This is a genomic window from Amycolatopsis sacchari, assembly GCF_900114035.1.
GTDB classification, from domain to species: domain Bacteria; phylum Actinomycetota; class Actinomycetes; order Mycobacteriales; family Pseudonocardiaceae; genus Amycolatopsis_E; species Amycolatopsis_E sacchari.
The window spans coordinates 194,475-213,428 of sequence record NZ_FORP01000007.1; the positions used below are offsets into that span (position 1 = coordinate 194,475).

15 protein-coding genes are annotated in these 18,954 nt (G+C 72.9%); 1 reads left to right on the plus strand and 14 read right to left on the minus strand.

Annotation, left to right across the window (positions count from 1 at the left end; genetic code table 11):
* Position 1 precedes the first annotated feature (1 nt).
* From BMZ92_RS14710 to hpnC, 8 genes are all read right to left on the minus strand, one after another.
* On the minus strand, positions 2-1,489 hold the full coding sequence (locus BMZ92_RS14710; protein ID WP_245783061.1) for an FAD-dependent monooxygenase: 1,488 nt from the start codon (positions 1,487-1,489) through the stop codon (positions 2-4).
* A 102-nt stretch (positions 1,490-1,591) separates the two neighbouring features.
* Positions 1,592-2,596: an adenosyl-hopene transferase HpnH gene (gene hpnH, locus BMZ92_RS14715; RefSeq protein ID WP_091507450.1), complete on the minus strand. Its 1,005-nt coding sequence runs from the start codon at positions 2,594-2,596 to the stop codon at positions 1,592-1,594.
* Between the two features lie 2 nt (positions 2,597-2,598).
* On the minus strand, positions 2,599-4,071 hold the full coding sequence (gene ispH / locus BMZ92_RS14720; RefSeq protein ID WP_091507453.1) for a 4-hydroxy-3-methylbut-2-enyl diphosphate reductase: 1,473 nt from the start codon (positions 4,069-4,071) through the stop codon (positions 2,599-2,601).
* Positions 4,068-5,963 carry a squalene--hopene cyclase gene (shc, locus tag BMZ92_RS14725; RefSeq protein WP_091507455.1) on the minus strand — a complete coding sequence of 632 codons (1,896 nt, stop codon included), beginning with the start codon at positions 5,961-5,963 and terminating at the stop codon, positions 4,068-4,070. Before shc ends, ispH begins: the two co-directional genes overlap by 4 nt.
* A complete protein-coding gene (locus BMZ92_RS14730) occupies positions 5,963-6,973 on the minus strand; it encodes a polyprenyl synthetase family protein (RefSeq protein WP_091507458.1) in 1,011 nt (336 codons plus the stop codon). Before BMZ92_RS14730 ends, shc begins: the two co-directional genes overlap by 1 nt.
* The gene (hpnE, locus tag BMZ92_RS14735) at positions 6,970-8,328 is read right to left on the minus strand and encodes a hydroxysqualene dehydroxylase HpnE (protein ID WP_091507461.1); all 1,359 of its coding nucleotides are present in this window, start codon (positions 8,326-8,328) and stop codon (positions 6,970-6,972) included. Before hpnE ends, BMZ92_RS14730 begins: the two co-directional genes overlap by 4 nt.
* The gene (gene hpnD, locus BMZ92_RS14740) at positions 8,325-9,182 is read right to left on the minus strand and encodes a presqualene diphosphate synthase HpnD (protein WP_091507463.1); all 858 of its coding nucleotides are present in this window, start codon (positions 9,180-9,182) and stop codon (positions 8,325-8,327) included. Before hpnD ends, hpnE begins: the two co-directional genes overlap by 4 nt.
* Positions 9,179-10,069 (minus strand): squalene synthase HpnC, encoded by an 891-nt coding sequence (hpnC, locus tag BMZ92_RS14745; RefSeq protein WP_177228702.1) that lies wholly within the window; start codon positions 10,067-10,069, stop codon positions 9,179-9,181. Before hpnC ends, hpnD begins: the two co-directional genes overlap by 4 nt.
* A 134-nt stretch (positions 10,070-10,203) precedes the next feature.
* On the opposite strand from hpnC, the gene BMZ92_RS14750 reads away from it, so the two are divergent.
* The gene (locus tag BMZ92_RS14750) at positions 10,204-11,418 is read left to right on the plus strand and encodes a PucR family transcriptional regulator (RefSeq protein ID WP_091507468.1); all 1,215 of its coding nucleotides are present in this window, start codon (positions 10,204-10,206) and stop codon (positions 11,416-11,418) included.
* On the opposite strand, the gene BMZ92_RS14755 is transcribed toward BMZ92_RS14750, so the two are convergent.
* The 6 genes from BMZ92_RS14755 to BMZ92_RS14780 all read right to left on the minus strand — a co-directional run bounded on the left by BMZ92_RS14755 (position 11,419) and on the right by BMZ92_RS14780 (position 18,859).
* Entirely contained in the window at positions 11,419-13,359 is a 1,941-nt protein-coding gene (locus BMZ92_RS14755) for a bifunctional phosphatase PAP2/O-acyltransferase family protein (RefSeq protein ID WP_245783062.1), read from the minus strand.
* A gap of 99 nt (positions 13,360-13,458) precedes the next feature.
* Complete coding sequence (locus BMZ92_RS14760) at positions 13,459-14,073, minus strand: DUF3159 domain-containing protein (RefSeq protein WP_425425811.1); 615 nt, start codon at positions 14,071-14,073, stop codon at positions 13,459-13,461.
* Between the two features lie 93 nt (positions 14,074-14,166).
* A complete protein-coding gene (locus BMZ92_RS14765) occupies positions 14,167-15,144 on the minus strand; it encodes a DMT family transporter (RefSeq protein ID WP_091507474.1) in 978 nt (325 codons plus the stop codon).
* Between the two features lie 42 nt (positions 15,145-15,186).
* Positions 15,187-15,948, minus strand: coding sequence for an SDR family NAD(P)-dependent oxidoreductase (locus BMZ92_RS14770; RefSeq protein ID WP_091507477.1), 762 nt, complete (start codon positions 15,946-15,948; stop codon positions 15,187-15,189).
* A gap of 9 nt (positions 15,949-15,957) precedes the next feature.
* Complete coding sequence (locus tag BMZ92_RS14775; RefSeq protein WP_091507478.1) at positions 15,958-16,536, minus strand: FKBP-type peptidyl-prolyl cis-trans isomerase; 579 nt, start codon at positions 16,534-16,536, stop codon at positions 15,958-15,960.
* 31 nt (positions 16,537-16,567) lie between these two features.
* Positions 16,568-18,859 (minus strand): ATP-binding domain-containing protein, encoded by a 2,292-nt coding sequence (locus tag BMZ92_RS14780; RefSeq protein ID WP_091507806.1) that lies wholly within the window; start codon positions 18,857-18,859, stop codon positions 16,568-16,570.
* Positions 18,860-18,954: the final 95 nt, after the last annotated feature.

Genomic DNA, 18,954 nt, shown 5'->3' on the forward strand with positions numbered 1-18,954 from the left:
TTCAGCTGCCGGGCGCTCCGGCCCACCGGCGCAGCGCGGTTTCGAGCCCGTCCGCGCCGGTGGCGCCGGTGGCCCAGGCGATCACCCCGTCCGGGCGCACCAGCACCCCCACCGGTGTCGCCTGGTCGTCGGCCACGACGGTCACCCGCTTGCCCCAGGGGGCGGCGAGGCGGGTGAAGGCGCCGTCCGGCGTGCGGTCGAGCAGCAGGAACCCGCCGCCGTGGGCGTGGTCGGCCAGCCGCGTGCCGTCCGCCAGCGCGAGGTCGGGCAGGAAGCGGCCGACCAGCGGGTGGTCCCCGGGCAGGTCGGTCCGCTGCGTGACCCCGGAGATCATCTTGACGGCGTAGGTCGTGCCGTCGCGGGTGCCGAGCAGGTCGGCGACGACCTGCCGCAGTGCCGCCGATTTGGGGTCCCCGCGCAGCACCCCGATCTGCGCGCGGGTCCAGTCCAGCACCCAGGCGCCGAGGGGCCGGCGCTCGGCGTCGTAGGTGTCGAGCAGGTCCTCGGGCGCCCACCCGGCGATCACGGCGCCCAGCTTCCACCCCAGGTTCACCGCGTCACCGACACCGAGGTTGAGCCCCTGGCCGCCGAACGGCGGGTGGACGTGCGCGGCGTCCCCGGCGAGGAACACCCGCCCCGACCGGTAGGTCGCGGCCTGGCGGGTGTTGTCCGTCCAGCGGGTCGGCTCACCGCGCAGCGCGGTCAGCGTCACGTCGGTGCCCGAAACCCGGCGCAGGCTGGCCTGCACGTCTTCGAGGGTGACCCGTGCCGAGCGGTCGGCGGGGCCGCCGTCGAACTCCACCGTGGCGATCCGCCCCGGCTGGGGTCCGTAGCGGTACGCCCCGCGCTCCGACCAGGTCCACCCGTCGGCGAGCTGCCCGGGGTCGGCGATGTCGGCGATCGCCTGGTAGCCGGTCATTTCCGGGTCGGTACCGGGGAAGTCGATGCCCGCGAGGCGGCGCACGGTGCTGTGCCCGCCGTCGCAGCCGACGAGCCACCCGGTGCGGATGGTGCCCGCGCTCGTGCCGACGAGCACGCCGTCGCCGGTGTCCTCGAGCGAGGTGACCTCCACCCCACGGCGCACCTGGACGCCGAGACGCGCGAGGTGGCCGGTCAGCAGCGACACCAGTTGCGGCTGCGGCACCAGCCTGGCGCGGTCGGCCGAGGCGTAGGCGGCGAGGTCGGGATCGGCCCAGTCCACCTTGCCTGGGTCCAGCACCACGCCCGCGAAGTGCCCGGTGAAGCGGGAAGCGCCGACGACCGAGCCCATCCGCTCGACCACCTCCCGGTGCACCTGCTCGGCGGCGGGCAGCAGGCCGCGGCGGTCGAGCACACCGGCTGTCGGCACGTTGATCGACTGCGCCTTCATCGCCTTGTCCGGTTCGTCCCGCCGTTCGAGCACCCGCACGGTGGCCCCGGAAAGCGCCAGCTCCGCGGCGAGCAGGAGGCCCACGGGCCCGGCTCCGACCACGGTCACGTCATTAGTCACGAACACCGTTCTACACACGAACAGTGTTCGTGTCAAACGCAGCCCGGACAGCACTTCGGCCCGGAACCCACTCGGGGTCCCGGGCCGAAAGGGGTGCCGAACCTACGCGCCCACGGCGGCGCGGATGGTCTCCTTGAGGCTGCTGGTGGTGGCGATCACGGCGGTCGGCTCGTAGCCGCAGTGCGCCATGCAGTTGGCGCAGCGCGGGTCCTTGCCGCGGCCGAACTTGTCCCAGTCCGTGTCCTCGATCAGCTCGCGCCAGGTCTTGGCGTAGCCGTCGTCCAGCAGGTAGCACGGGCGCTGCCAGCCCAGCAGCGAGTACGACGGGATGCCCCACGGGGTGCACTCGAAGTCCCGCTTGCCCTCGAGGAAGTCGAGGAACAGCGGCGAGTGGTTCAGGCGCCACTTCTTCCGGCGGCCGTCGCCGAACGCCTTCTTGAACAGCTCCCGCGTCTGCTGCACGCCGAGGAAGTGCTCCTGGTCGGGCGCCTTCTCGTAGGCGTAGCCCGGCGACAGCTGCATGTTGTCGACGCCGACCTCGTCGTTGAGGTAGTCCAGCACGTCGATGACGTCCTGCGGGGTGTCGGTGTTGAAGAACGTCGTGTTCGTCATCACCCGGAAGCCCTTTTCCTTGGCGAGCTTGATCGCGTCGACCGCCGCCTGGAAACCACCCTCCTTGCGCACCGACGCGTCGTGCTTCTCCTCGAGCCCGTCGATGTGCACCATCCACGCGAAGTTGCGGTGCGGCTTGAACTTGTGGATGTGCTTGGGCAGCAGCAGCGCGTTCGTGCACAGGAACACGATCTTGCCGCGCTCCAGCAGGATCCGCGTGATCTCGTCGATCTGCGGGTGCATCAGCGGCTCGCCGCCGGCGATGGACACCATCGGCGCGCCGCTCTCCTCCACCGCGCCGACCGCCTGCTGCACCGGCATCCGCTGCTTGAGCAGGTGCGCCGGCTGCTGGATCTTGCCGCAGCCACCGCACTTGAGGTTGCACGCGAACAACGGCTCCAGCTCGACGAGGACCGCGTACTTCTCCTTGCGCTGAAGCTTCTGCTTGGCCAGGTAAGCACCCAGCCGGATCGACTGCCGCAACGGCATCGCCATGACTACCCCACCTCCCGAGGTAACGTGAATCGAACGTCTTCGTCGGCCACCTGGCTGTCCCGCACCGTGGTCCGGCCGAGCCCCGCCAGGCACTGGGTCAGCTCCTCCACCAGGTGCGGCGGAGCCGAGGCGCCCGCCGTGATCCCCACCCTGCGCGCACCGGCGAGCCAGCGCATGTCCACTTCGGACACGTCGTCGACCAGGTGCGCCCTCGGGCCCTGGCGTCGCGCCACCTCCACCAGCCGCTTCGAGTTCGACGAGTTCGCCGAACCGACCACGAGCACCAGGTCCGCGTGGTCGGCGACGGCCCGCACGGCCCGCTGCCGGTTGGTGGTGGCGTAACAGATGTCGTCGCGCCGGGGCGCCGACATCGTGGGAAACCTTTCGCGCAGCACGGACGCGATCTCCTCGGCCTCGTCGACCGCGAGCGTCGTCTGCATCGCGTACGCGACCTTCTCGGGGTCGCGCACCTGGACGTGCCGGGCGGCGGACGCGTCCTCGACCACGATCACCTGCTCGGGGGCCTCGCCCACGGTGCCCTCGACCTCCTCGTGGTCGGAGTGGCCGATGAGCAGCACCGTGTCGCCCCGCGAGCTGTACCGCCGGACCTCGTTGTGCACCTTGGTCACCAGCGGACAGGTCGCGTCGATCACCCGCAGGTCCCGCGCGGCGGCGGCCCGGCGCACCGACGGCGCGACGCCGTGTGCGGCGAGCACCGTCGTCGCCCCCGGGGGCACCTCGTCGACCTCCTGCACGAACACCGCGCCGAGGCCTTCCAGCCGCCGCACGACGTGGGCGTTGTGGACGATCTGCCGCCGCACGTACACCGGCGCGCCGTACCGCTCCAGCGCCCGCTCGACGATCTCGATCGCCCGGTCCACCCCCGCGCAGAACGACCGCGGACTGGCCCGCAGGATCTCCCCGCGCCCCGCCGCGTCGCACCACTCACGCAGGACCGGGGCGGCCGCCCGCAGCGAACGCAGCCCGGTGATGCCGCGCCACACGGTGCCAGGCCGCCACAGCGGGTGCCCCGGTGTGTCCACAATGGCCCGGACGACGGCGAGCGGCCCCGGTACCGACGCGAACTGCGCCGACTCCATGTCCACCGCGAGCGCCCCGCGCCGGGCGTAGGCCTCCCGTTCGACACCGTCGACGAGGTTCTCCGCCGACGCGACCGGTCCGGTGTGGACGGTCAGCCCGAGCCGCCGCAGCGCGGCCGCCAGCAACGGCGCGGACTTCAGCGGCACGGGCCCGTCCGGGCCGTCGATCTCCGTGGCCACCACGAGGTCGCCGGGCCGGACGTGGTCGGTCACCCCGCCCGCGATGCCCGCGAGCAGGACCGGCGTGGCACCGGTGAACCGCTGCGCGGACTCCGCCGCCCGCCGCGGCCCCATGCCCGTGTGCAGCACCCGCACCCCGGGGACCCGCAGCGCCGCGGCCTCCAGGTGCATCGGCGCGCACACGACTCCGCTCATGCCGCCTCCAGATAACGACCCAGGGCCGACACCGGGAACACGAGCCGGTACAGGTGGTAGTTGATGTAGAAGTCGCCGGGGAAGCCGGTGCCGGTGAACTGCGGCTCGTCCCACGTGCCGTCCGGCCGCTGCGTCTCCGTCAGCCACCGCACGCCACGCTCCACAGTGGACGAGTTCCGCTCCCCCGCCGCGAGCAGCGCCAGCAGCGCCCACGCCGTCTGCGAGGCCGTGGAGTCGCCCTTGCCGATCCACGCCGGGTCGCGGTAGGAGCGCAGGTCCTCGCCCCAGCCGCCGTCGGGGTTCTGGCAGGACTCCAGCCACTCCACCGCCCGCCGGATCGCCGGATCGGCGGACGAGACCCCCGCCGCGACGAGCGCGGGCACGACGGCACCCGTGCCGTAGAGGTGGTTGGCACCCCACCGGCCGAACCAGGAACCGTTGTCCTCCTGGGCGTCCAGCAGCCACCGCACGCCGCGGCGGCACTCCTCGGTGCCCGCGAGCCCTTCGGCGACCAGCATCTCCACGACGTGCGCCGTGACGTCCGCCGACGGCGGGTCGATCACCGCGCCGAAGTCGCAGAACGGCAGTTTCGTGGTCAGCTCACGGGTGTTGTCCGCGTCGAAGGCGCCCCAGCCCCCGTCACCGGACTGCATGCCCTGCAGCCACACCACGGCGCGGCCGATGGCCTCCTTCACGCGCGGCCGGTCGGGGTGCGCGACGCGCCGCAGCGCGAGCACCACCTCGGCGGTGTCGTCGGTGTCGGGGTAGATGTCGTTGGCGAACTCGAACGCCCAGCCGCCCGGCGGGGTCGTCGGCCGCTTCACCGCCCAGTCGCCGGGCACGCGGACCTCCTCGCCCAGCAGCCAGTCCGCGGCCTTGAGCACCGCCGGGTCGTCCGCCGGCACGCCCGCGTCGAGCAGCGCGGTCACCGCCAGTCCCGTGTCCCACACCGGGGACTGGCACGCTTCGAGCCGCCGGACCCAGCCGTCGGGCGTCTCCTCGCGGATGACGAACCCTTCGAGCCCTTCGAACCCGGCCTTCACCGCGGGGTGGTCGAACGAGTAGCCGAGCAGGTGCAGCGCCAGCAGCGAGTACACCCACGGCGGCTGGATGCCGCCCCACGACCCGTCCGCCTCCTGGCGGGCCAGTATCCACTCGGCGGCGGTGCGCATCGCCAAGCCCCGCAGGGGTTTCACCGGCAGCTTCGCGTACGTGTGCAGCGCCTTGTCCAGGTACTCGAACGCGCCCGACCACGTCCACGGCTTGAGGTTCTTCCGCTTCCGGACCCCGGTGCGCAGTTCGTCCACACCGAACGGCAGCGGCCGCACCGGGCGCAGCGTCGACACGATCGTCAGCGGCACCACGGTCTGCCGCGCCCAGCACGCCCAGTCGTAGACGTTGAGCGGGAACCACGACGGCAGGAAGATCAGCTCCGGGGGCATGTTCGGCAGGTCGTCCCACGACCACAGGCCGAACAGCGCCAGCCAGATCCGCGTGAACACGCGGGTGGCCTCCAGGCCGCCGTTGGCCTGCACGAAGCTTTCCGCGGCGCGCATGTGCGGCGCCTCGGGCGAGTCGCCGGCCAGCCGCAGCGCGACCCACGCCTCCACCGTGGTGGACAGGTCGCCGGGGCCGCCGTAGAAGGTGGCCCAGGTGCCGTCCTCGCGCTGCTGCGACCGGATCCACCGCGCGGCCTCCTCGGTCTCCCGCGCGGTGCGGATGCCGAGGAACTCCCGCAGCAGCAGGTCCTCGGCGTCCATCGTGACGTTGGTCTCCAGCTCGCCCTTCCACCAGCCGCCGTCCTGCTGCAGCCCCTTCAGGTGCGCGACCGCGCGGGCCAGCGTGTCGGCGGTGCTGCGGACGGGGGCCGGGGGTTCGGCGATCTGCGTCATCAGGCCTCCCTCGTGACGATGAACTGCGCGAGTGACAGCAGCTCCTCCCGCGCGCGGTCCGGAATGCGGGCGTCCTCGAGCTTCTGCCTCCCCGCCGCCATCCGCCGGTAGGCCTCGTCGAGCGCCCACTTGCGCCCGCCCGCCTGCTCGACGAGCCCGGCGGCGTGCCGCACGGACTCCTCCCCCGGCGCCTCGGGCCGCGCGAGCCACTCCGCCAGCTCGCGGCCGAGCGCGCCGCCGTGGGTGATGGCGTAGGTGACCGGCAGGCTCTTCTTGCGGGCCCGCAGGTCGGAGAACACCGGCTTGCCGGTGACCGCGGCCTCGCCCCAGATGCCGAGCACGTCGTCGACGAGCTGGAACGCGAGCCCGAGGTCGGCGCCGAACCCGGCGAGCGCGTCCACGACGGGCTGCGGGGCGCCGGCCAGCACCGCGCCGATCGCGGTGCTCGCCGACAGCAGCGCACCGGTCTTGCCCGCCGCCATGTCGAGGCACTCGTCCAGGCCCACGTCGTTGCGCTGCTCGAAGGCGACGTCGAGCACCTGGCCGCGGATGAGCTCGTTCGTGGCGTCGGCGAGCAGCCGCGCCGCGGCCACCGCGCCCGGCCCGTCACCGTCGAGCAGCACCTCCTGGGCCAGCGACAGCATCGCGTCGCCGGTGAGGATCGCGCTCGCGGCGCCCCGCACCGCCCACACCGTCGGCCGGTGGCGGCGTTCGGTGTCGCCGTCCATCAGGTCGTCGTGCAGCAGGGAGAAGTTGTGCACCAGCTCGACGGCGACCGCGCCGGGCAGGCCCACCGAGGGCTCCGCGCCGGCCGCCTCCGCCGACAGCAGCGCGAGCGCGGGCCGCACGGCCTTCCCGCCGCCGTCGGTCGGGTTGCCGTCGAGGTCGGTCCACCCGAGGTGGTAGTAGGCGATCGAGCGGCTGGTGGGGTCCAGCCGTTCCAGCGCCGCCCGCATCGCGGGCATGATCGCCTGGCGGCCCTGGGCGAGAGAGTCGAGTACAGCGGTCATGGGATGTCCTTACCGTGGGGCGAAGTGGGTCGTCCGTCGGAGGCGATGAGGGCTGACGCGGCCGCTTCGCCGCTGCGCACGGCACCTTCCATCGTCGCGGGCCAGCCGGTGGCGGTCCACGCACCGGCGAGGACCACCCCCTCGGCCGCGGTGACGGGCCCGGGGCGCAGCGCCGCGCTGCCCGGTGCCGGCCGGAAGGTGGCGGTGCGTTCGCGCGTGACGAAGAAGTCACGCACCCCGGCGGTCGCGGCCGCCGGCACCACCTGCCTCAGCGCGGGCAGGATCCGCTCGCGGATCTCCCGCACCGGGACGTCGATGAGGTCGTCGGCCGCGGACAGCGAGACGGCCAGGTACTGGCCACCGTCCACACCGGACTGTGAGGTGCGGTCGAACACCCACTGCAGCGGGGAGTCGACCGCGGCGAAGAACGGTTCGTCGAGGACCTCCCGGTCGAACACGACGTGGGCGTTGACGATCGGCGAGCTGCCGAGCCGCTTAGCCCAGCCCTCGGGCAGCGACAGCGCGCCCGGGGGCAGCAGGCGTTCCGCGACCTCGGGCGGCAGGGCGACGACGACGCGGTCGGCGGTGAGCTCCGTCTCCCCCGCGGTGATCCGCCAGCGCCCGTCCTCCCGCGCCAGCCCGGTGACCTTCGTGCCCAGCAGCACCTGGGCGCCGGCCTCGGTGAGCCGGGCCTTGGCCGGTTCGCCGTGCAGCTCCCGCAGCGGCACCTTCGACCAGCCGATGTCGGCCGCCCCCGCCTCGGTGAGCAGGCCGAGCTGGAACACGGTCGCGGCCAGCGCCAGGGAGGCCCCGGTGGCGGGCGCGTTGAGCGTCGCGATGCCCACCAGGTCCCACAGCTTCTCGATGGCGGCGGTGCTCTGGCCGTGCCGGCGCAGCCAGTCCGCGAAGGACTGTCCGTCGGCGGCCGCGGACTCCCGGTCCACGCCGCGCAACGCCAGCGCCGCGCCCGCGAACTTGAGCCGGTCCGCGACCGGCAACGGCCGGTACTTCAGCACCGAGTCGGCCAGGTGCAGCGGTGCGGGCAGCGCGTTGCGCCGCAGCCACACCGGCTGCCGCAGCCGCGGTGAACGGACCTGGATGGCCAGCCGGGGCTGCAGGAACACCTTGTCCAGCACGCCGAGCCGCCGCAGTAAGTCCACATAGGACGTACAGCAGCGGAGGAACACGTGCTGCCCGTTGTCGACGTCCAGCTCGCCCCGGCGGAACGAGTGGGTCAGGCCACCGAGGTGGTTCTTGGACTCCAGGAGGGTGACGTCGAGGCCCGCGTCCGCGCAGCGCAACGCGGCGGTGATCCCGGCCAGCCCCCCACCCAGCACCGCCACCCTGGCATTCACGTGAGCCGCCCCGACAGCGCTCGCGCCGCCACTCCCAGCTTTTCCCGGCCGGACAGCGAAAGCCGGCGATCGAACACGAGCGAGGGCTGGTCGTTGATGCGCTCCAGCAGCTGGCGGTAGATCCCGGCCATCGCGAGGCACGACGCCTTGCTGCGCCAGTCGAGCAGCGGCGCCAGGCGCAGGCCGTCGGCGTACCACTCGCGGGCGCGCGCGGCGCTGTGCCGGACCAGCGCGGTCAGCCCGCCGTCGGGGTCCTCGAGCCGGCCCCGCTCGTCCAGCGCCAGCTCGACGCCGAACGCGTCGAGGTCCTGCTTCGGCAGGTACACGCGGCCGTTGACCAGGTCTTCGCGGATGTCGCGGAGGATGTTGGTCTGCTGCAGGGCGATGCCCAGCGCGTCGGCGTAGCGGGAGGCGTCCGGGTGCGGCTTGCTGCCGAACACGCCGAGGCACAGCCGCCCGATCGACCCGGCGACGCACCGGCAGTACTCGGTGAGCTCGTCGAACGTGGCGTACCGGCGGCCCTCGATGTCCATCCACACGCCGTCGAGCAGCTCGTCGAAGGCGCCGAGCGGGATCGGGTACCGCTTCGCGGCGTCGGCGACCGCGACCAGCACCGGGTCGCTCGTGGTGTCGAGCTCGGCCAGCGACTTGCGGACCTCCTCCAGCTGGACCGACTTCTCCTCGATGGGCAGGTCGCCGTCCCCGATGTCGTCCACGCGGCGCGCCAGCGCGTACACGGCGCACAGCGCCTTGCGGCGGCCGCTGGTGAGCAGGCGGATGCCGTAGTAGAAGTTGCGGGCCTCCGTCCTGGTGATCCGTTCGCACTCGGCGTACGCGGCATCGATGTCGGTCAACGGCGGCCTCCCCGCAGCAGCAACTTCGACAGGTGGATGAGCACGTCCCGTTTGCGTGGCCTGGGTGTGCCGGCGAGCACGTCCCAATCGGCTCGCCGGAGCGCGTCGACGGTCGCCAGGCCTCCCGCGACGTACCCCGCGATGGCCAGGCGCGCCCAACCTTGCAGCAGCCCGACCAGCGCCGCACCTTCGGTCAACTGATCGAGTGCTTTCCGCACCTGGGCGGCCACCGTCCGCCGCACCGCCTCGTTGGCGTGCGGCGCGTCGAGGTCCGCCTCGGTGGCGCCGTAGGCCGCGAGGTCCTCCTGCGGCAGGTACACCCGGCCGGCCCGCCGGTCCTCGGCGACGTCCTGGCAGTGCTCGATGAGCTGCAGCGCGGTGCACACCCGGTCCGACAGCCGCTCCGCCTCGGCCGAGCGCACCCCGAAGATCCGCAGCACGATCCGCCCGACCGGATCGGCCGACAGCGTGCAGTACCGCGCCAGCTCCGCCTGCGTGGCGTAGCGCTTGACCCGCTGGTCCTGCAGGTTGGCCTGGACGAGCCGGTCGAAGGGCTCCCGGTCCAGGTCACGCTCGCGGATGGTCGGCACGAGGGCCTTCAGCACCGGCTCCTCGGGCTCACCGTCCCACGCGCGCGCCAGGTCGGCGCGGAAGCGCAGCAGGGCGGCGGTGCGGTCCCCCTCGGCCTCGTCCCCCAGGTCGTCGATCACCCGCGCCACGTCGTACAGCGCGCCGAGATCGCGGCGGAGCGCACGCGGCAGGACGCGCAGCGCCACCGGGAAGTTCTCCGCACGCTCCTTTTCGCGTAGTGCGGCCACCTGTTCCGGTGGCAACCTGGGCAGCCCGGGGTCGCCGACCGTGTCGGAACCTGTCGGTGCTGGTGTCACCGGCCCATAATCCATCGGGAGGGGACAGCGGTTCTTCGCACAGGAAACAAATTCCGGGAAGCACGGGTTATCACGAGCGCACAGTCTTAACCCGATCGAAGGACGGCTTACGACGTAAGGGTGGAGGTAACCGGGTGGACACGGGCAACAGAGCGGACTCCGCGGACGCGAAACTCGAAGAACTCGCGGCCGCGACCGCCGAACGGTTGCCCCGCATGCTCGACGACGTCACCCGGCTGCTGAGCCACGACTGGCCCGACTACGCCGACTTCATCGTCACCGAACGGGACGAGGTGCTCGTCTCGGCGAACATGTTCCTGCACCGCCTGATGAAGATGGCGAAATGGGACATAACGGAGCTTCCGGACGTCTCCGACCCCCCGCCCGAAACGCTGACCGAGCAGCCCCTGTTCGAGGAGATCGGCCGAGCCCAGTGGCAGCAGGGCCGGGACCTCACGAGCCTGCTGTCGGCCTACCAGATCGGCGCGCGCGTCGCGTGGCACCACGTCGCGGAGGCCGCGCTGGAGATCGGCGTGCCCCCCGACGTCTTCGCCGCGCTCGCCGAGGCGGTGTTCATCTTCGTCGACCAGCTGTCGTCGGCCTCCGCCCGCGGGTACGTCCTCGAACAGTCCGAGGCGGCCGCCGCGCGGGAGCGGCTGCGGGACGAGCTGGGCAACATGCTGTTGTCCGACCGCTCGGACTCCACCGCCGTCCGGGCCGCGGCCTCCCGCGTGGACTGGCCGCTGCCGCGCGAGGCGGCGGTGGTGCTCGTCGAACCGGACAACCCGGTCGGCGGGGCGCTGCTGGCCCGGCTCGACCAGTCGTGCCTGCAGGTGCGCCGCCAGCGGATGGTGTGCGCGATCGTGCCCGACCCCGCGGGCCCGCAGCGGCGGGAGCGGCTCGCGTCGGCGCTGCGGGGCGCGGGCGCGGTCGTCGGGCACACGGTGCCGCTGGAGAACCTGCCGGCGAGCATGCGGGTCGCCGAGGTGGCCGCGCAGCTGCGCCGGACCCACGTCCTCGACGACGACCCGGTGTTCGTCGACGAGCACCTGGACTCGATCATCGTGCACCGCGACCCGCGGCTGCTGGAGGCGTTCCGGGCGCGCTGCCTCGCCCCGCTCGACCAGCTCGGCCCGGTCACCCGGCACCGGCTGTGCGAGACGCTCGCCTCGTGGCTGCGGCACCTCGGCGACCGGCGTGCCGTCGCCGAGGAGCTGCACATCCACCCGCAGACGGTCCGCTACCGGCTCGCGCAGCTGCGGGAGCTGTTCGGCGAGAGCCTGGACGACCCCGACAACCGCCGCCGCCTCACCCTCGCGCTGGCCTGGGGCTTCCCCGCCGAGGGCTGATCAGCGCCGGTACTCGTCCAGCGTCTTGCGGAACTCGCCGAGGAAGGCGTCGGCGTCCGCGACGAACGCCGGGTCGGTGGCCACCGTCATCGAGAACGAGCCGTGCCAGCCCAGCACGCCCACCACGAACGGCGTGCCCGGCGCGATCGGGATGATCGGGAACGCCGTGCGCAGCGGGAAGTCGCCGAACGCCACCACCTGCCACGTGGCACCGGGCATGTTCGACACGGTGCCGTTGAAGAACCGGCCGCCGTACACGGTGCGCGCGAACCACGAGTGGAACCACGGCGGCATCAGGTTCGCGACCGTGTGCTGCACGAACCGCGACGCGATCGCCCGCGTGCCGGTCCGCAGCCGGGCGCTGGCCTTCGCGACCGCCGCCAGCCGCTCGGTCTCCGGCATGTCGCCCAGCGGCACCTCGACCATCACGGCGGCCGTCACGTTGCCCGCCATGCCCGCCCTCGGCTCGGCCGCCATCAGCGGCACCGACGCCAGCAGCTTCGACGGCAGCGGCCCGGTGGCCAGCCGGCGCACCGCAGCCGCGGTGCCGGCGAGCAGCACGTCCGTCACCCGCGCGTCCCGCCGCCGCGCGATCTCCCGCACGTCGTCCAGGTCGAGCTGGAGGCTGCTGAACGCCCGCGACGCGGTGCCCGAGGTGACGAGCTGCCCCTCCGGCCGCGCGTCGGTCGCCAGCTGCGCGATGCCCGCCACCCCGGCGGCCAGCTGCTTGAGCCGCCCCGGCCGCCGCACCTCGCCCAGCGCCGAGGTGAGGTCGGGCGAGTCGAACAGGTCGAGCATCAGGTTGATCGTGCCGATGCCATCGGCGACCGAGTGGTGCACCAGCGAGACGACCGCGGCCGTGTCCTCCTCGACGCCGGTGACCACGCAGAACCGCCACAGCGGCCGGTCCCGCGGGAGCTGCTGCCCGGCGAGGTCGGCGACCAGCGCGTGCAGCGCGGACATCCCGCCGGGCCTGCCGTCGCGGCTGAGGTCGAACGCCGGCACGTGCCAGTTCCAGTCGAGGTCGGTGTGCTCCACCCAGCGCCACGGCCGCCAGCGCGTCGGCGGCGCGAGCTTCTTGCGGAACTCCGGCCGGCCCGCGAGCTTCGCGGCGATCTTGGCCCTGGCCAGCTCGGCGGTCGGCACGGTGCCGGCCTTCGAGGTGTCCAGCATGATGAGCCCGCCGACGTGCTGCGGTGCCGCGGGGGTCTCGACGTGCAGGAAGAACGCGTCGGACGCGGGGATGCGGTCGCTGTCTCGTCTCGCCACGTCCGCGATCATGACAGCAGCCCACACCACGACGACAGCACCCGCCGCGTCGAGCCAGTAGTGGTTGCCCGTCGCGAGGATCACCGCGAGCGTGACCAGCACGTGCACGGCGCTCACCGCCTGCACCACGCGCCCGCCGGAGATCCGGGCCAGCACCACCGAAACCCACAGCGCCCAGCCCACGTGCAGCGACGGCATCGCCGCGAGCTGGTTGGCGTTCTCCACCATCGGCGAGCCCCACGAACCCCAGGTGTGCCCGAGGCGGACGGTGTCGACGAACCCCGCGCCCGCGAGCATCCGGGGCGGCGCGACGGGGAACAGCCAGAAGCACGCCAGCGCGAGCAGGTTCACCCACGCGAAGGAGTTTCGGACCTGCCGGTACTGCCCGGGGTGCCGGGCGTACACCCACACCAGCAGGATCAGCGCGCTGGCGATGTAGGTGATCGCGTACTCGTAGTTCGCCGCCGTGCGCAGCCAGCCCTGACCCGCCAGCCAGGTGTTCATCGGCAGCTCGAAGTCCAGGTGCAGGAACCGCTCGAACGCCAGGATCGCGTCACCGTGGTCCAGTGCCCGCGCCTCCCGCGACGGCAGCGGTTTCGCCTCGATCAGCAGGTAGACACCGAACAACACGAGCCCGCCGAGGAGCTCACCCCACCACCGGGGCCGGGTCACCGGCCCGAGCCGGTGGGGCACCGTTAACGAGCTGTTGGTTGACGACCCGGCTGTGAGCACACTCCGTGATATAACACGAACGCGCGAGCGGCCGCTTGATCAGGCGGCGGAGGCGGGAGCCGTGTCGTCGGCGCGGTGCCAGCGCATCCGCAGGGTCAGGCCCGGCACCCGGCGCAGCTTGCGCCAGCCGTGCCCGGCGCACACGGCGATGGTCAGCGCGGTGAGCAGGCCGCTGAGGATGCCGCGCGAGAGCAGCCCGGCCTCGACGCCCCAGTGCAGGAAGCCGATGGTCATCCCCGCGTCGATCAGCCGCGAGCCGCCCCACATGAGCGCGACCTGCACGAACACCCGGTTCACCGTGCGGTGCGCGAACAGCTCCGCGGGCAGCCGCACGAAGTCGCGGGCCAGCCGCGCCGTGATCGGGCGCCCGAGCGCCGCGCTGCCCACGAAGATCAGGAACATCAGCACCGAGCCGAGCGCGGGCTGCAGCACGTAGACCACGGCGCTGGAGGTGATCAGCGCGATGCACGCCCTGCTGATCAGCATGCCCGTGCACAGCAGCAGCGTGCCCGGCAGGTCCCGGCGCAGCAGGCGGCGGGCGCCGATCACGAACACAGCCCAGCCGAGCACCGCGCACAGCCCCGGCACCAGGCCGGCGAAGTGCAGCAGCACGGCGAGCAGCACGCTCGGGACCACGACGGTTTCCAAGGCCATGACGAGCGCCCGCGCCAGGGTGCCCTTCAGGTGCGGGATCTCGATCACCAGGTGGCGCTCGGGGTGCGCGTCAGCTTGCTTCACGGGCTCAGATCACTCCTGGGCACAAGTGTCCGGGGGTTGCGCGGGGGCCGCAACTTTGCCGGGGACCTTATCCGTGACAGGGTAAACGCCGTGTGTTGCGGTGCGGGTGGTTTCGCGTTGCACCGTCGGTGAATGAGCGAGGCCGAAGACGCCGGCCACGAGCAGCACCGCCGCCCCCGCCGAAGCCGCGAGCGGGCCGGGTTCGGTGGACAGCGTGGCGTGGAACGCGAGCATGCCGAGCACGTAGCTGACAGCCGGGTTGACGATCGACATCACCGCGATGGCCGCCGACAGCGAGCCCGAGCCGTACGCCTGCTGCCCCAGGAGCAGGCCGGTGAGGGTCGACAGGGCCAGCGCGTACCCCGGCCAGTCGATCGCGGTGGCGAGCACGCCGCGGACGAGGAGGTCGTCGGTGGTGAGCTTCATCAGCGCGGCGCTGATCGCGTAGCACATGCCGGCGGCGCTGGCGATGAGCGCGCTGTGCAGCAGCGGGCCCCGGTGCTGGGCCAGCTGGACGAGGACCACGACGACCACGACGGCCACGAGCACCGCGACGACCAATCTCCCCCGGTCGGGGGAGCCGTCCAGCGGCGCGGCCCCCTCGACCGCCAGGAAGCACGCCACCCCGCCGCTGATCGCGAGCGCGGCCAGCCAGTCCCGGGCGGCCGGCCACTGCCGGACGACGGCGGAGGCCATCGGCAGCGCGAACAGCAGCTGCGTCACGAGCAGGGGCTGGACCAGCGCGATGGAGCCGAAGTGCAGCGCGGCGGCCTGGCTGACGAAGCCGAGGAGGTTGGTCGCCCAGCCGGCCAGCCACACCCGCTGCCGGAGCAGCTTGCGGATGAGCCACAGCACGGGCAGGCGGTGCCGGTTGGCCCGGTGCTCGGTGTCGGCGTCGGCCACGACGAGCACCGCGCTCCGCTGCAGCGCGGCGGAGGCGGCGAACAGGAACGCGGCTGCGAAACCGAGGAGAACCGGGATCAACACATCAAGTTGCAGCGCTCCCCAGGCGAGAAAGATTCCGACGGCTCAACCCGAACCACCGAATCGGGTCGCCAATGCACGGTACACCCCGGGAAGGGTGCCGCGCACGAGTACCGGAAGGCGGAGCCACCCCGGAACGTGCTGCTCAGCACGGCCGTCGCGGACCGCCCGCAGCACCGCGCCGGCCACGCGGTCCGCGGGGATCGGCCGCGGTGAACGCCTTTGGTAAGGGCGTCCGCGGCGGGCGAAGAATTCCGTGTCCACGACCCCGGGAACCACGACCCCGATTCTCACTCCCGTACCGGCGAGTTCGAAGCGGAGGCTTTCGGCGAACACGTCCAGCCCGGCCTTGACCGCCGAGTAGACCGACTCCCCCGCCACCGCCGTGCGGCCCGCGATGGACGTGACGAACACGACGCCGGCCTCGGGGCGGCCACGCAGAGCGGGCAGCAGCGCGCGGGTCAGCTCGATGGGCGCGGTGAGGTTCACGTCGACGACGCGCCGGACGTCGGCCGCGGTCATCTCGCCGAAGGGGCCCGCCCAGCCGATCCCGGCGTTGTTGACCAGCACGTCGACCTCGCCGAAGCGGCCGGTGATCTCGTCGGCGAGTGCGGGGATGCCGTCGAGGTCGGCGAGGTCACCCGCGACGACGGCACCGCCGGTGCGCTCGGCCAGCGCCGCCAGCCTGCCGGTGTCCCTGCCGTGCAGGACCAGCCGCGCACCGGCCTCGTGCAGCCGGAGCGCGGTGGCGGCCCCGATGCCGGACGAGGCGCCCGTCACCACCGCCACCGCTCCGCGCAACCGCATGGCCGCGGCTCAGCCGGTGACCCGGTCGGCGTCGACCACGAACACCAGCGTCTCGTTCGGCTTGATCGACTGGTTGCCCCGCGCGCCGTAGCCCTTGTCCGGCGGGATGACCAGCAGCCGGCGCCCGCCCTGCTTGATGCCGACGAGGCCCTCCTCCCAGCCCGGGATGACGCTGCCGTCGCCGAGGGTCAGCGGGAACCCGCCGCTGCCGAAGGAGTTCTGCTGGTCCACCTTGTCCGACCACGTGTAGAGGTCGTAGTCGACCTGCAGCTGGCTGCCGGTCTTCGCGGCGGCGCCGGTGCCCGGCACCAGGTCCTTGCTCAGCAGCTTGGTCGGTGCGGCGCAGGTGTCCGGGATGGTCACGGTCGGCTTGCTGCCGAACGCGCCGGCGACCTGGACGTCGTCCACGGTGCACTCGCGCTGCGGCTGCGCCGAAGGCTGCGCGGCGGACGAGGCCGCGGCCGGGTTCGGCGCGGGGTAGGTCGGGCCGCCACCGGGCGGGACGTCCGCGGGCTCCTGGCTGTTGGAGCAGGCGGCGAGGGCGAGCGCGGCGGCCACCCCGATCACGATCTTGCCAGCGTTACGCATGGCGCTCACCTTAATCGGCCGTGACCAGTTCTTATCCGGCACCCACGAGTGGTTCCAGCGCGCGTTCGGTGTAGACGACGCCCAGCCGCCGGGTCGCGCGGGTCAGCGCCACGTAGAGGTCGTTCCAGCCGCGCGGGGAGGCCGCCACGATCTCCTCCGGCGCCACCACGAGCACGCCGTCGAACTCCAGCCCCTTGGCCTCGTCCACCGCGAGCACGGACAAGCGCTCGTCGTCGGGCAGCTCGGCACGCAGAGCCGCGAGCCGCGCCGCCGGGCACAGGACCGCGACAGTGCCACCGTCCGCTGCGCGCAGCTCCTCCTCCGCCAGCGTCCGCAGCGACACCTCCGCCAGCGGGCGCTGCCACGGCTCGATGCCGCTCTCGCGCACCGAGGCGGGTGCCCGCAGCGCGGGGTCGACCTTGGCGAGCACACCCGCGGCGAGCTCCATGATCTCGGCGGGGGTGCGGTAGTTGACGGTCAGCTCACGCAGCCGCCACCGGTCCCCCACGTGCGGAGCGAGCACGTCGTCCCACGACGAGGTCCCTGCCGCGGCCCCGGTCTGCGCCACGTCCCCGACGAGCGTCATCGACCGGCTCGGGCACCGGCGCATCAGCAGCCGCCAGTCCATCGCGGACAGCTCCTGCGCCTCGTCGACGATCACGTGCCCGAACGTCCACTTGCGGTCGCGGGCGGCGCGCTCGGCGGCGGTCAGCTCGCTGCGGGCCTGCTGGCGCTCGGCGAACAGCTCGGCGTCGAGGATGTCGCCGACCCGCAGGATCTCCTCGTCGGCGAGCTCGTCGTCCTGCTCGAGGATGTGCAGCACGCCCTCGGCGTACGCCCGCTCTTCCCGCTCACGGCGCTCGCGCTCGGCGCGTTCCTCCGTGTCGTCCTCGCCGAGGAGTTCGGCCAGCTCGTCGAGCAGCGGCACGTCGGCGGGCGTCCAGCGGGACTTCGGGGGCCGGACGAGCGCGGCCCGCTCGGCTTCGGTCAGGCGGTCCCCCGCCGCCGACGCCAGCCGCTCGGGCGAGGCCAGCAGGTCACGCAGCAGCCGCTGCGGGGTCAGCTTCGGCCACAGCTCGTCGAGCGCGGCCAGCACCTTGGGCGAGCTCGCCAGTTCGGCACGGATGTCGGCCCGGTCGCCGGCGTCGAGCACCGGGGCGTCCGCGGTCTCGCCTTCGTCGAGCGGGATCTCCGGGACCCCTTCGAACAGGTCCACTTCGAGCCGCCCGGCGGCACGCTCGGCGAGCGCGTCGAGCAGCTGGTCGACGAAGACCCGGCGGGCGAGGTTGTGCGGGCGGCGGGTGGCGCGGGCCTTGGCCCTGGCGCGCTCGCACGTCTCCCGGTCGACTTCGAGCACGTCGTCCTCGAACTCCACGCGCAGGACCTCGTCGGGCACCCGCTGCCGGTCGGCGACGGCGTCGGTGAGCACGTCCACCATCACCGCACGGCCCTTGACCTCCGCCGCCTCGCGGGTGTCCTCGCCGGTGGCGCGGACCCCGGGGAACAGCTGACCGACGGTCGACAGCAGCACGCCGGTCTCGCCCAGGGACGGCAGCACCTGGCCGATGTAGCGGAGGAACGTGCTGTTGGGCCCCACCACGAGCACGCCGCGCGTCGCGAGCTGCTGGCGGTAGGTGTAGAGCAGGTACGCGGCGCGGTGCAGCGCCACGGCGGTCTTGCCGGTGCCGGGCCCGCCCTGCACGACGAGCACGCCACCGAGCTCGTCACGGATGATGCGGTCCTGCTCGGCCTGGATCGTGGCGACGATGTCGCCCATCTCGCCGGTGCGGCGGCGCTCCAGCGCGGCCAGCAGTGCGGCCTCGCCCGCCAGGCCGAGGTCGTGGCCCTGGTCGGCGGCACGCAGGTCGAGGACCTCGTCGTCGAGGGCGACGACCCTGCGGCTCAGCGTCCGGATGTGCCGTCGCCGCCGGACGCCCTCGGGCGAGGCGGCCGTGGCGAGGTAGAACGGCCGGGCCGCCGGGGCACGCCAGTCCAGCAGGAGGGGCTCGTAGTCGCCGTCCTCGTCGAACAGGCCGAGGCGCCCGACGTAGAGGGTCTCGCCCTCGTGGAAGTCGAGCCTGCCGAAGCACAGGCCCTGCTCGACCGAGCTCAGCTGGGCGAGCCGGTCGGAGTAGGTGGTGGTGGCGACGTCCCGCTCGGTGCGGGCCTGCGGCGTGCTCCCCACCTGTTCCAGTGCCGAGCTCAGCCGCCGCTGGGCGGCCTCCCGCTCGGCGTCCAGCTTGCGGTAGAGCAACGACACGTAGTCCTGCTCCGCCGCGAGGTCTCGTGCGCTGTCGGGTTCCCGTTGCGGGGACACGGACAAGAACAACCCGCCTTCACTTTTCAGGGGTGGATGGTCAGCGTGCGAACCAACGACCCTGCCCCCCGGGGAATTCCCGGTGCGGCGGTTTTTTCGCG